The sequence below is a fragment of the Vibrio sp. 9-16B-A1 genome (assembly GCF_056726165.1).
The window spans coordinates 185348-197930 of sequence record NZ_JBSDZD010000007.1; the positions used below are offsets into that span (position 1 = coordinate 185348).

Here is a 12583-nt window from a genome sequence, read left to right on the forward strand (position 1 = left end):
GGTGCTGATCCGGATGGTGATTCATGGCTTTGGTACTTTGGGTTTATCCGTGGCTTTGCTATTATCGCCCCTCATTAATTTCTCTGTTTGATAACGGCCTGTTTATGCAATCTTACCTGTTGCTGTTGCCCGGGCTTCTCGCGGGCGCCCTGACAATTCTGACCCTGGTCCTGGTGAAAGGGGAGATATGCCCCGGACAGCGTGGCCGGATCCACAAAATTCTGCCGGTGCTGGCCGGATTGTGGTTGCCGTGTGCATTGTTTGCGATTGAGTCACTGGCTATTGCTTCAGGGATTGTTTATTTCTGGTCGAAAGTAAACACAGGCAAAACCCGTGAACAGGGGCCGCTGTGGCTGCTGTATGGTGTGAACGGTCTGGCCTGGTTCTCCCTGCTGGTGAACAGCTGGCAGCTGGGCGGCACAGTGCTGTTGTTTCAGCAACTGATGTGGAGTGTGGTGGCAGGCAGCCTGCTGGCCCACCTGATGCTGCTGCAGGCGAAAAGCCGGTTGAAAGCGTTTCACCGGGTGCTTCCGCTGGCTGGTATTGTGGGACTGATGGGCCTGGTGGCGATGTTTGGCTGGCAGGCATATCGGCTTGGTGAAAGCGGGATCGGTGAAATGGGACTGGATCTTGGCGCGGGCTTTTTAGCCTGTCTGGTAGCCTGCGCTATCTGGTGCTGGCATCTGTTTCGTCATCAGGATCCGGAAAAAGTACAGCTTGCGACTGCACTGGTTGTGATGCTGGCAGCTAACCGGGTGTTGTTGCCACTGTACGCTTTTACATTTTGATAAGAAATTTCCGCGTCTGATCACTTCATTTTTCTCAGGGCAGACTAGGATTAACCATAGTATCGCCGAAAAGGAGTATCGCTATGGACCTGAGTAATGTGACCAATCTTGACGCGGGTATTTTGCTGGGGATCGTCAATGAAAAGCTTCGTCTGGAGTGTGACAGTTTTGAAGACTTTGTTTCTGCTTACGAGGTAGACGTTGAAGGATTGATCAGCAAGCTGGATGTGCTGGGTTATCAGTACGATCCGCTCACTAATCAGTTCAAGGCGTATCAGCGCTGAATCAGCACCTGCTACGCAAGCTTTATTCCATCCAGGTGGCTCTGACACTGCGTCCGCGCGGTGCTGAAAAAGGCCTGTAAGTAGTGGCGGTCAGCGTCACTGCTTCTGGTCGCTGCAAATAACCGCCGCCACAGCCCTTTGCCCAGGGGCTTGCTGCAAATCAGCCCCTGGCTTGCAAACTCACTGATCGCCCAGTTTGGCAGCGCCGCCACACCCAGTCCTGCTGAAACCATCTGCACCAGCATCAGGGTATTATCTGACTGTTTCCATTTCTGCGGCTCAACCCCAGCCGGGTTGAGAAAGTGCTTCACCACATCCAGACGCTGTTTCTGCACCGGGTAGCTGATCATGGTCTGATCGGCCAGGTGATGAGGCTCGATTTGCTCTGTGTCAGCCAGCGGGTGCATCGGCGAGGTGATGAGGCGCATTTCAAAATCAAACAGCGGCTCATAGTGCACTTCAGAGCGCGGCAGGATATCCGAGGTGATCACCAGGTCCAGCTCTCCGGCCAGCAGGGCGGGTATTGGCTCGAAGCCGAAACCGGCTGAAAAGTCGAGTGAAACGTCCGGCCAGTTGAGCTGATAGGCCTTGATTGCCGGCATCAGCCACTGAAAGCAGGAGTGACATTCAATCGCCATGTGCAGCCTGCCGTTCATATCCTGTTTCAGCCCGGCCAGCTCACGCTCAGCAATTGCCAGTTTTGGCAGCACCTCATCAGCCAGCTTAAGCAGGATATGTCCTTCATCGGTGAACTTTACCGGGCGGGTTTTGCGCAGAAAAAGCTGGCTGCCAATGCGTGATTCCAGCTCTTTCAGCTGATGAGAGAGCGCAGACTGGGTAAGGTGCAGCGACGTGGCGGTCGCGGTGAGCGACCCCGTTTCGCGCAGGGCCACCAGGGTGCGAAGATGTTTTAGCTCGATCATGAAATCCCTTCATTCAGCAATATTGTTTATCAATATATGTCATAAGCCAGCGACAAATGCCAGTAGTTTTATACGTCCAGATGGCTAAAGTGGCTGGTCTTTATGAATTTTTTTAATAAATAAGTTGAATAATTCGACCTTGTTCAGGTTATTGGTGTGCGGGATAGTTTAGCCATCCAGACATCTTATGCGAATCAAGGAAGTAAACATGGCGAAGACAACAACACATATTCTGGGCTACCCACGGGTCGGTGAAAAACGTGAACTTAAGTTTGCCCAGGAAAAATACTGGCGTGGTGAAATCGATCAAAAAGAACTGAAAGCAGTGGGCGCAGAGTTGCGCAACCGGCACTGGCAGGATCAGGAGCAAAGTGGCCTGAGTTATGTCACGGCCGGTGATTTTGCCTGGTATGACCATGTACTGACCACCAGTCTGCTGCTTGGCCATGTACCGGCCCGTCACCGTCAGGGAAATCCGGATCTGGATACCCTGTTCCGGATTGGCCGCGGTCAGTCGCACAACGATTGCGGATGTGCTGCCGCTGCATCAGACATGACCAAGTGGTTCAATACCAATTATCACTATATCGTTCCTGAGTTCAGCGCAGACGATAAGTTCGAAGTGAGCTGGCCGCAACTGTTTGAAGAGGTGGCTGAGGCGCACCAGGCCGGCCACAACGTAAAGCCTGTCCTGCTCGGGCCGCTCAGCTATCTGTATCTGGGTAAAGAGGTGGAAGAAGGCTTTGACCGTCTGACCCTGCTGCCAAGGTTGCTCAGTGCTTATCAGGCTATCCTGGGTAAGCTGGCACGGCTTGGCGTACAGTGGGTTCAGATTGATGAACCCATCCTGGCACTGGAGCTGGAGCCGAAGTGGCGTGACAGTTTTAAGCTCGCCTATCAAATCCTTAAATCTGATCTGAAACTGTTGCTGACCACTTACTTTGATGCGGTGGATGACCAGCTCGATGTGATCAAAGAGCTGGAAGTCGATGGCCTGCATGTCGACCTGTCCGCTGCTCCGCAGCAGCTCGATGCAGTAGTTAGTAACATTCCCGGGCACTGGGTGCTCTCTGTCGGCGTGGTAAACGGGCGTAACGTATGGCGCGCTGATCTTGAGCAGTGGCTGGCAGAGTTAAAGCCTTATAAGCAACAGCTTGGAGAGCGCCTGTGGCTGGCAAGCTCCTGTTCACTGCTGCACAGCCCAATTAACCTGGAGCTGGAAAGTGGACTGTCCGATGAAGCGCGAAGCTGGTTTGCGTTTGCCAAACAAAAATTGTCTGAAGTGAGTCTGTTGGCTGCTGCACTCGATGGTGACCAGGGGGCTGCCGGGAAGTGCGTGGAGTATAGTGCACCAATCCGGGCAAGACGTGAGTCAGAGGTGGTGAACAAAGCCAGTGTTCAGGCAAAACTTACTGCGCTGGATTCCTGTCTGGCTCAGCGCAGCGCCGGTTATCCTGAACGTGCACAAAGTCAGGCACAGAGCCTGAAACTGCCTTTGCTGCCGACCACTACCATTGGCTCGTTCCCGCAGACAGGAGACATTCGCAGCGTGCGTAATGCGTTTAAAGCCGGGCGTCTGGCACAGAACGAATACGAGCAGGCGATTAAGGGCCATATCCGTGATGCTGTAGAACGTCAGCAGGCTCTGGACCTTGACGTGCTGGTACACGGTGAGGCGGAACGTAATGATATGGTGGAGTATTTTGCTGAGCATCTTGATGGCTTTCAGACCACCAGGTTTGGCTGGGTTCAGAGTTATGGTTCGCGTTGCGTGAAACCAGCTGTGGTGGTGGCCGATATTGAGCGCAACGCGCCGATCACTGTTGGCTGGACCCAATATGCCCAGTCCCTGACCAGTAAGCACATGAAAGGCATGCTGACCGGGCCGGTGACCATTTTGTGCTGGACTTTCCCCCGTGAAGATATCAGCCGCAAACAGATAGCGCAGCAACTGGCGCTGGCGCTGCGTGATGAAGTGAGCGACCTCGAGCAGGCAGGGATTAAGATCATCCAGATTGATGAGCCGGCGATCCGTGAGGGGCTGCCTTTGAAAGGGCGTGACCATAAAGCGTACCTGGACTGGGCTGTGGAAGCGTTTAAGATTTCCGCGGGCAGTGCAGCGCCAGAGACGCAGATCCATACCCACATGTGTTACAGCGAGTTTAATGAAATCATTGAATCGGTAGCCGCGCTGGATGCTGATGTGATTACTATTGAGACCAGCCGTTCGAACATGGAACTGCTTAATGCGTTTGAAGACTTCAATTATCCGAATGAGATTGGTCCGGGTGTGTATGACATTCACTCGCCAAACATTCCGGATGAAGAGTGGATCACCGCGCTGCTTTCCAAAGCTGCCGATAAGATCCCGCCACAACGTCTGTGGGTGAATCCGGACTGCGGCCTGAAAACCCGTAACTGGCAGGAGACTGAAGCGTCACTGCGAAACATGGTCAGTGCGGCCAAAGCATTGCGTCAGCAGTGGCAGTCATAACTCCCGCAAAAACAAACAGCCCCGCAATAGCGGGGCTGTTTTGATTTGGGCGTTCAGGAAGGCTTAGTTTACCCAGTCACGCAGTTTGAACGTCAGCTCGTGCTGAGCGCCTTTCAGGGTCATGCCTTCTTTGGTCAGGGTCACTTCGCTCCACTCACTCAGGGTACCGGCAACCGCGCGCTCGGTTTCCATCATTTCATCCGGGCACATCATCATGGTCATGCCCATCTGCTCGATACGCAGCTTGCCATCTTTCAGCTCTGCCTGGCCGAAGTAGTTGTTACAGCCGGCATAGCCGTTGGCCATCATTTTCTCGCCAATTTCAATGCTCGGCACTTTGCCGGTTATTGGTGCTTCAAAGGCTTTGCCGTCAATCGATTCTAACAGCCAGTGGTGATGCTGCAGGTCGGCGGTAGTCACCGGCTCAGCGTTATTTGAAGAGGCACAGGCTGCCAGCAGGGCAGGAAGAGCAAGTACGGCTAACAACTTTTTCATTATATTTCTCCGGGAAAGGGGATTATTTATGGGCAGTATAGACGAGCTGTCTGTGTCGGTGTCAGTAAAAAGTCATAAAAAATGGTTGAAAATAATCTGGTTTATCTGTGACCGTCCACTAAGTAAGCCAGGTAAGTGACTGGATAAACTCACAATTGAAGGAAGGGGGATTTACTGTCATCATTGTTATAAGTCTGTTACATGAACCTGTAAAGGAGGCCGGATGGAGCAGCTTGAGTTTTTCCCAGTCCCGAGTCCCTGTGTGGGGGTATGTGATGCGGATGAGCGGGGATACTGCAAAGGTTGTATGCGTAACCGGGATGAACGGTTTAACTGGCTGAAAATGACCCCTGCTCAGCAGCGCCATGTGATAAAACTGTGCCGCCAGCGCTACCGGCGTAAGCTGGCTGCAGGTAAAGCCACGCCTGAGAAGAATACACCTTCCGGCGGACAGCCGCTTCAGCCGGACCTTTTTGGCTCTGACGACTGACCGCTCAGGGCTCTTCGTTGTTCCCGTCACGGAATGCAGACCGGGAAAAGCATTAAAGAGTGTGCTTTCTGCCAGAACTCCGGAGCTTCCTTTCTTATTTATCAGTATGTTATTCGGCGCATTTCACACTAACCGAATAAAGTTCGGTTATCGGCAGCATAACGTGCCATCCCTCATGGCAAAGCTTACATCATCCGCTATATTGCAAATCAAAGACGCCCATATCATTCCGGAATCCTGTACCTGCTGGTACTAAAGTATGTGCGCTTTCACCCCGGGGAAATTACTTGTCCAGATTAATATTCTGGCTGGACGAACTTGTGCCCTTTTTTAGGCGAAACAAAGGAATAACTCGATGTGTAAGCATACTAAAATCTATCTGGCTCTCTTGAGTCTGGGTATCAGTGCCCCCGCGCTGGCCACAATGAATCCACAGCCTGATCCACAAAATCCGACCGGATACATCGTATCCCGTGCAGAAGTGCAGGCAGCAGAGGCGGCGAAAATCACCAACCCGATGTACGCAGTATGGGCGGATGCCCTGAGAACTCTTCCTAACAGCGCAGTCGAAGCGATTGAGCCTGGTCTTGCCACTAACCCGGATAACGTAAAACGGGTTGAGCGCGTCTTTCCTCAGGCTGACTGGGATTTTCTGACTCAAATGGCCGCACCGGAATATACTTATACCCGTTTCCTGCGTGCGATAGGTAAATTCCCGGCATTCTGTGGTGACTATACCGACGGACGTGATGCGGATGCTATTTGTAAAAAATCCATTATTACCGCATTTGCGCATTTTGCTCAGGAGACGGGCGGACACATTGCCATCGATAATACCTGGGATAACCCGCTGGCTCTGGAAGAGTGGCAGCAGGCGCTGGTGCATGTTCGTGAGATGGGCTGGTCTGAAGGGCAGACTGGTTACACCACTGGCTGTGGTCAGAACGACTGGCAAAACCGCCGCTGGCCATGTGCGCCAAACCAGGGTTACTTTGGACGCGGGGCGAAACAGCTGTCCTATCACTTCAACTACGGCGCGTTCTCGGAAGCCATGTTTGGCGGCGATGCTACTGTTCTGCTGAACGATCCGGCCCGTGTTGCCGATTCCTGGCTGAACCTTGCGTCTGCCATCTGGTTCTTCCTGACACCACAGGCACCAAAACCAGCCATGCTGCACGTTATCGACCGTACCTGGACGCCATCACAGCGTGAACTGGATGCGGGAATCGGCTATGGCTTTGGTACTACGATCAACATCATTAACGGTGGTATCGAGTGTGGTGAGCACAACAAGAACAAAGGGCAGCCGGTTAACCGTATCCGTTACTGGGAAGGTCTGGCCGCGCACTTTAATATCCCGATTGAAGCCGATGAGAAAAACACCTGCTGGCAGCAGACGCCATATGGCAGCCTGAATCTTAATGGTGCGACGGATGTGCTCTATACCAATTGGGAAGTTGACTTTGGTTACTACGCTGACCGTCCTGAAGGTGCATCATTTGAGTGTAAGCTGGTGGGTTACCAGACTGCATACTCTGCGCTGGTACCGGGTGATTATGAGAAATGTGTGGTGAACTACTACCTGTCTCATCAAAACTGGCCGGAAGTGCGCGTTGTGGATACGATTGAGCCAACGCCGGACCCGGATCCAAATCCAGGCCCTGATCCGGATCCAAACCCAGGTGTAATCGTGTGGGAGCCAGGCGTAACTCAGGTGGCTAACGGCGATACAGTGACCTACAGCGGTAAGTGCTTTGTGGCGAAAAATAATCCGGGAAGCTGGGATACGCCAACCGCATCAAACTGGTTCTGGGATGAAGTGGCTTGTCCGGGCTCCGGACCTGCCCCACAGCCAACCCCTGAACCAACGCCGGAGCCAGCACCTGAACCTGCTCCGGAACCAACACCTGAGCCAGAGCCGACTCCTGCGCCAGGCGTAACAGTATGGGAAGCAGGGGTAACTCAGGTTGCCAATGGTGATACTGTGACGAACGCGGGTAAGTGTTTTGTAGCGAAGAACAGCCCGGGTGTATGGGAAACGCCAACGGCTTCGAACTGGTTCTGGGATGAAGTGACCTGCCCGTAACCGGACAAAGCGCAGATAAGAAATCAGCACAGTGCTGATAAGAGAAAACCCCAGTGTTGGTAAGGCACTGGGGTTTCGAATTTTTTAAGACTTGCGGTTGGTAAGGCCGGTTATCTTTATATATGCAAAAGGCTGGATTTTATCCGGATAATTCCCTGGTAGGGGGAATTAGATGCGGATGAAGTCCATGTGCTCAACTTTTGGCTTGTAAGCGTGACGCTGAACGTCCTGAGGCTTAACTTTTACTTCTTCGCCGTTGATCACAAGAACGATGCCTTCGTAGAACTCAGGCTTGTCCATTTGGTTCATTACGTCGTCGTGGTTCAGTGCCAGAGATACTGGTGCTGCTTCACCACCGTAAACGATAGCTGGGAACTGACCAGCGTGACGCAGGCGGCGGCTCGCACCTTTACCTAGCTCAGTACGTACTACTGCTTCAAATTTCATAGTATTTACTCTCAAATAGTAAAAAAATAAACGTCGTCCCGGCATAGCGACCTTGCCGTGGACGGTAAAGCTAAACGGATAACCCGAACAGCGAGCGCGGATACTAACACTCTGAAGCAGGTACAGCAAGTCTTTTCAGGAGATTAGAACACTGTCAGGTCAGCTTTCATGCAACCCTACCGGGAGAGGAAACAGCATGCGATGATCTTCTTTAATTACTCTGACCCTGCTGCTGCTATTTGGCACTGCACTGGAAGTGCCGGTGGAAGATTCACACGCGCCTATGAGGAATCGGGCTTTTTCAACCACCGGGTGAAGGGCTGGAAGATGATCCAGCCCTGACCAGTTTGCTTATCTGCCGTTAGCTGCCTGACAACGGGGGAGGTTAACCACTGCCCGCAGGCCGCTGCGCTGGCTGTCCTCAAGAGTCAGGCTGCCCCGGTAACTGTGGGCCATTTCACACACGATGTTCAGTCCGAGGCCGGAACCCGGTGTGGTCTGATCCAGCCGTGCGCCACGCTGCAGTGCCTGTTCGCGCTGTTCTTTGGCGATGCCCGGCCCATCGTCTTCGATCACCAGACTGACACTGCCATCCAGTTCGTCACGCTGCCAGACCCGGATTTGGCTGTTTGCCCACTTGTAGGCGTTTTCAATCAGGTTACCCAGCATTTCATCCAGATCGGTTTTTTCTACGCCCACCTGCAGTTCACTGTCGAGTTCATTGATAAGCAGGATCTCCCGCTCTGCGTAGACTTTGTCAAAAGCCATCGAAAGTGCATCCACCCGCTCAGACGGACAACTGCTGGCGGAGAGAATATGCAGTGAACCGGCCATGCGCGCCCGGCCCAGATGGTAATCGATATGCTTTTGCAGATCGTCCAGTGAAGGCCTTAGCTTATTCTGCTCATCTGGTGGCAGTTTGCTGACTTCATTTTTCAGCACTGAAATTGGAGTTTTAAGGGCGTGGGAAAGGTTACCCGCGTGGTGACGCGCCCTGGTCAGCAGTTCCTGGTAGTGGAACAGCAGAGCGTTGAGGTCAGAAACCAGTGGCTGGATCTCTTTGGGGTAGCTGCCGGTGAGCTGGTCCTGCTCTGCGTGTCTGAGCTGATTCAGTTCTTTTTGCATTTTACCCAGGGGCCTCAGTGACCAGCTGACCTGGAGGCTGATCAGCGTCAGCACACCGCCAAACAACAGTGCCAGGATCAGCCACAGCTGCCCGGTTAATGCGTGCAGGGTTTTTTCTATCGGGTCGTCGTCAATACCGACAATCAGTGACACCGGCTGACGGAAACCAGGCAGGAATATCTCCCGCTCAACGACAATAAGCCGTTCACCGTTTGCGCCTTTTGCGCCGCGTTTGCCATGGCGTTCGATCAGACTGTCCCACAGTGAGCGTGAACGCAGCATTTGATCGTCTGTCGAGGCCATCCAGTAGAGGCCGCTGTATGGCTGGTTAAAACGGGGATCAGACAACCGGTAGTTCATCACCAGCTGGCCGTGCGTATTAACATCAATATTGGCGGTCAGTTCATCAAGGGAGAGGGTTAACTGAGTTTTAGCCTCGTCTTCCATGTAGTGCCAGACCAGGTTCGGGATCGCCAGGCCGGCAATCAGCACCAGCAGGCCGATCCACATAGTGGCGGCCAGCAGGAGGCGGTTTCGCAGGCTGAGGTGTCGGAAAAATTCAGGTTTAGCCAGCATTGAGCTGATACCCCAGGCCGCGCACCGTTTTAATAACTTTCGGCGAGATTTTCTTTCGGATCCGGCCGATGAACACTTCGATGGTGTTGGAGTCGCGATCAAAGTCCTGTTTGTAGATGTGCTCGACCAGCTCGGTACGGGAAATCACTTTATCTGCGTTGTGAACAAAATAGGCTACGACTTTGTACTCCAGTGCAGTCAGGCTGACCGGCTGACCCTGCCACAGCACTTTGGATGTGCGGGTATCCAGGCTGAGGTCTCCGATTTGCATGACCGGAGAAGCATTCCCCGATGCACGGCGCAACTGAGCGCGGATACGGGCGATAAGCTCAACCATTTCAAATGGCTTGGTCAGGTAGTCATCGGCGCCGGCGTTCAGTCCTTCCACCCGCTGTGACAATCCGTCACGGGCACTGAGAATAATTACCGGGGTATTGATGTTCTCATCACGGATCCCTTTGAGTACCGTAATTCCGTCCAGTTTCGGCAGCCCAAGATCCAAAACAATCACGTCCCACTCTTCTGAAGTGGCGCGGTAAAGGGCATCGATGCCATCGGCAGAGAGCTCAGGTACCCAGCCTGCTTCTTCAAGGCTGGTAATGATTTGTTCGCCCAGTTTTGGCTCGTCTTCTACAACCAGTACTTTCATCTTATTTGATCACCTTAATCAGGTCGCGGCCCTGAAGTTCCAGCAGTTCGAGAGTGCTGGCGTCGTATTCGGCCTTAATCACTTTATTATTATGCATCAGTTTCAGTTCGTAGACCCACTCGTCGTCGTCTTCTTCCAGCTCAACCTTGATCACCCGGCCATTAAGCTGGGCTTCCACGGTTTCATACAGGGCAGAGAAAGGTTTTACCTTGCCGAGTTTGACCGCCTCATAGACTTCGTCCTGGTCTTCATCGATATCAATTTTGGTGCTGGTATGGGGCTGGATATCCACCAGTTCCGGCACCTCGGAAGGCTGGCTGTCCGCCATGGCTCCAAAGGGAAACATGGCGAGCAGGCTGAGAGTGATCAGTTTAGGAAACATACGCTTACCTGTTAGCTTTAACTATGAGCATTAGTATAAAAGCGCGTTTATGAATAGAAAGTGAATTATGGGGAAATGTGAGCTTTGCTCAGGCTGAGCCTGTTTTCAGCTCAGTTCGTCTGCAAAAATCCGGTCCCTCAGTTTCCAGAACCGGCCGGATTTGCGGGCAATCACAACGGCCGGCAGGCGGAAGCGATGCTGGTTATTAACCACTTTGGCTGGACTGGCATCAGTAAATGGCCGGTGCTTATCCGCCAGGTGAGGACGGACAAACTGGTCGAGAAAGCGCTGCTTCTGTTTTTTGGTGTTGAGTGACCAAAGCTCGCTGACCTGGGCCTGGTTGTCTCCGATATAAGCGACTTTGAGCAGGCTTTTGCCTTTGTCATCTTTGAGTACACTGAGCGCCATATCGCGGCACTCAAATACCAGTGCGTCTTTCAGGGCCAGCGCTTCTTTGAGCTTTTTATCCGGGTCGACCAGGGTAGCATCACACTCATGGCAGATACGGGCAGCAATGTCGTTATCCGCGCCGCATTCGCCGCAGTATTTGGCCCGGAAGCGGTAGTTACAGTGTTCGCGTTCCCCGTCTTCTTCTTCAAAGTAGCCCTGGCATTTGCGGCCAAAGTGCTCAATCAGAAAGCCGTTGGCGTCGAGTTTGCCCCAGAAGGTGTTGTTAAACCCACAGGCCGGGCAGGGAATGGTGATCTGCTCGCTGTCTGAGTCTGGTCTGGCGTTGCCCACTTCCGGCTGATAGAGGTCATAGCTGTTACCGGCATAGTCGAGTACCAGACACTCTTCTTTCCCCGGTGAGAGACGCAGGCCACGACCAACTATCTGCTGATACAGGCTGACCGACTCGGTCGGACGCAGAATAGCGATGAGGTCTACGTGTGGGGCATCGAAGCCGGTAGTCAGTACCGAGACATTGACCAGGTACTTAATCTGACGCTCTTTAAAATCGTTGATGATACGGTCACGTTCTTTGGCGTCGGTATCACCGATCACCATCGCAGATTCCTTTTCGGGCAGCAGGGAGAGGATCTCCTGAGCGTGGCGCACCGTTGCTGCAAATACTATTACGCCCTGACGCTTTTCAGCGTGCTGGATTATCTGGTTAACGATCTGTGGCGTAGCCCGGCTGGACTGCTCAATGACCATATCCAGCTCGGACTCTTTATAACGGCCGGTATTAGCGGGTGTGAGCTGTGAGAAATCATAGCTCAGCACCGGAGCATCAATCAGCCTTGCCGGAGTCAGGAAGCCTTCATCGAGCAGGTAGTGAATGGGCAGCTCAAAAATGCAGTCGCGGAAAAAACGCGGCTCTTCGCTGCGCACCATGCCGCGGGTGTGGTACTGATAAAGCCAGCCCATGCCCAGCCGGTAAGGGGTGGCGGTCAGTCCCAGTACTTTGATCCCCGGATTAATCGACTGAAGGTGGCTGATGACTTTGCGGTAGCTGCTGCTTTCGTTATCCGGTACCCGGTGGCATTCATCGATCACCAGCAGGGAGAACTGATTAGCGAAGCTGTCCAGATTGCGCACCACCGACTGCACCGAAGCAAACACCACCTGCTGGTCAGTCTCTTTGCGGCCAAGGCCAGCAGAGAAGACGGATCCTTTCAGGCCGTAGCCTTCGTACTTGGCGTGGTTTTGCTCCACCAGTTCTTTTACGTGGGCCAGTACCAGCACCCGTCCTTTGGCCAGACGCGCCAGTTCAGCGATCACCAGGCTTTTCCCCGCACCGGTTGGCAGTACAATAACAGCAGGTGTGCTGTGCCTGCGAAAGTAGTGGATAACGGCTTTTACTGAGTCTGCCTGATAAGGACGGAGAGTATACATAGCAG

General features: G+C 53.1%; 12 protein-coding genes. 5 read left to right on the forward strand and 7 right to left on the reverse strand.

Going from position 1 to position 12583, the window contains the following annotated elements; translation table 11 throughout:
* Positions 1 to 23 precede the first annotated feature (23 nt).
* On the forward strand, positions 24 to 788 hold the full coding sequence (locus tag ACVB80_RS13365) for a hypothetical protein (protein WP_481081783.1): 765 nt from the start codon (positions 24 to 26) through the stop codon (positions 786 to 788).
* 83 nt (positions 789 to 871) lie between these two features.
* Complete coding sequence (locus tag ACVB80_RS13370; RefSeq protein WP_481081784.1) at positions 872 to 1072, forward strand: DUF4250 domain-containing protein; 201 nt, start codon at positions 872 to 874, stop codon at positions 1070 to 1072.
* 11 nt (positions 1073 to 1083) lie between these two features.
* Here ACVB80_RS13370 and ACVB80_RS13375 read toward each other — a convergent pair whose 3' ends face one another.
* The gene (locus ACVB80_RS13375) at positions 1084 to 1995 is read right to left on the reverse strand and encodes a LysR substrate-binding domain-containing protein (protein ID WP_481081785.1); all 912 of its coding nucleotides are present in this window, start codon (positions 1993 to 1995) and stop codon (positions 1084 to 1086) included.
* A 208-nt stretch (positions 1996 to 2203) separates the two neighbouring features.
* On the opposite strand from ACVB80_RS13375, the gene metE reads away from it, so the two are divergent.
* The gene (gene metE / locus ACVB80_RS13380) at positions 2204 to 4489 is read left to right on the forward strand and encodes a 5-methyltetrahydropteroyltriglutamate--homocysteine S-methyltransferase (RefSeq protein WP_481081786.1); all 2286 of its coding nucleotides are present in this window, start codon (positions 2204 to 2206) and stop codon (positions 4487 to 4489) included.
* 63 nt (positions 4490 to 4552) lie between these two features.
* Here metE and ACVB80_RS13385 read toward each other — a convergent pair whose 3' ends face one another.
* On the reverse strand, positions 4553 to 4984 hold the full coding sequence (locus tag ACVB80_RS13385) for an META domain-containing protein (RefSeq protein ID WP_481081787.1): 432 nt from the start codon (positions 4982 to 4984) through the stop codon (positions 4553 to 4555).
* A gap of 223 nt (positions 4985 to 5207) precedes the next feature.
* On the opposite strand from ACVB80_RS13385, the gene ACVB80_RS13390 reads away from it, so the two are divergent.
* Positions 5208 to 5474, forward strand: a complete 267-nt coding sequence (locus ACVB80_RS13390) for a DUF1289 domain-containing protein (RefSeq protein WP_481081788.1) — start codon at positions 5208 to 5210, stop codon at positions 5472 to 5474.
* Positions 5475 to 5829: 355 nt separating this feature from the next.
* Positions 5830 to 7560, forward strand: a complete 1731-nt coding sequence (locus ACVB80_RS13395) for a chitinase (RefSeq protein ID WP_481081789.1) — start codon at positions 5830 to 5832, stop codon at positions 7558 to 7560.
* Between the two features lie 168 nt (positions 7561 to 7728).
* Here ACVB80_RS13395 and rplY read toward each other — a convergent pair whose 3' ends face one another.
* The 5 genes from rplY to radD form a co-directional block, all read right to left on the reverse strand.
* Positions 7729 to 8007, reverse strand: coding sequence for a 50S ribosomal protein L25 (gene rplY, locus ACVB80_RS13400; RefSeq protein ID WP_481081790.1), 279 nt, complete (start codon positions 8005 to 8007; stop codon positions 7729 to 7731).
* A 351-nt stretch (positions 8008 to 8358) separates the two neighbouring features.
* Complete coding sequence (locus ACVB80_RS13405; RefSeq protein ID WP_481081791.1) at positions 8359 to 9708, reverse strand: ATP-binding protein; 1350 nt, start codon at positions 9706 to 9708, stop codon at positions 8359 to 8361.
* Entirely contained in the window at positions 9698 to 10357 is a 660-nt protein-coding gene (locus tag ACVB80_RS13410; protein ID WP_481081792.1) for a response regulator transcription factor, read from the reverse strand. The genes ACVB80_RS13405 and ACVB80_RS13410 overlap by 11 nt, the downstream gene beginning before the upstream one ends.
* 1 nt (position 10358) lies before the next feature.
* A complete protein-coding gene (locus tag ACVB80_RS13415) occupies positions 10359 to 10739 on the reverse strand; it encodes a PepSY domain-containing protein (protein WP_481081793.1) in 381 nt (126 codons plus the stop codon).
* A gap of 105 nt (positions 10740 to 10844) precedes the next feature.
* Positions 10845 to 12578, reverse strand: coding sequence for a DNA repair helicase RadD (gene radD, locus ACVB80_RS13420; protein ID WP_481081794.1), 1734 nt, complete (start codon positions 12576 to 12578; stop codon positions 10845 to 10847).
* Positions 12579 to 12583 lie beyond the last annotated feature (5 nt).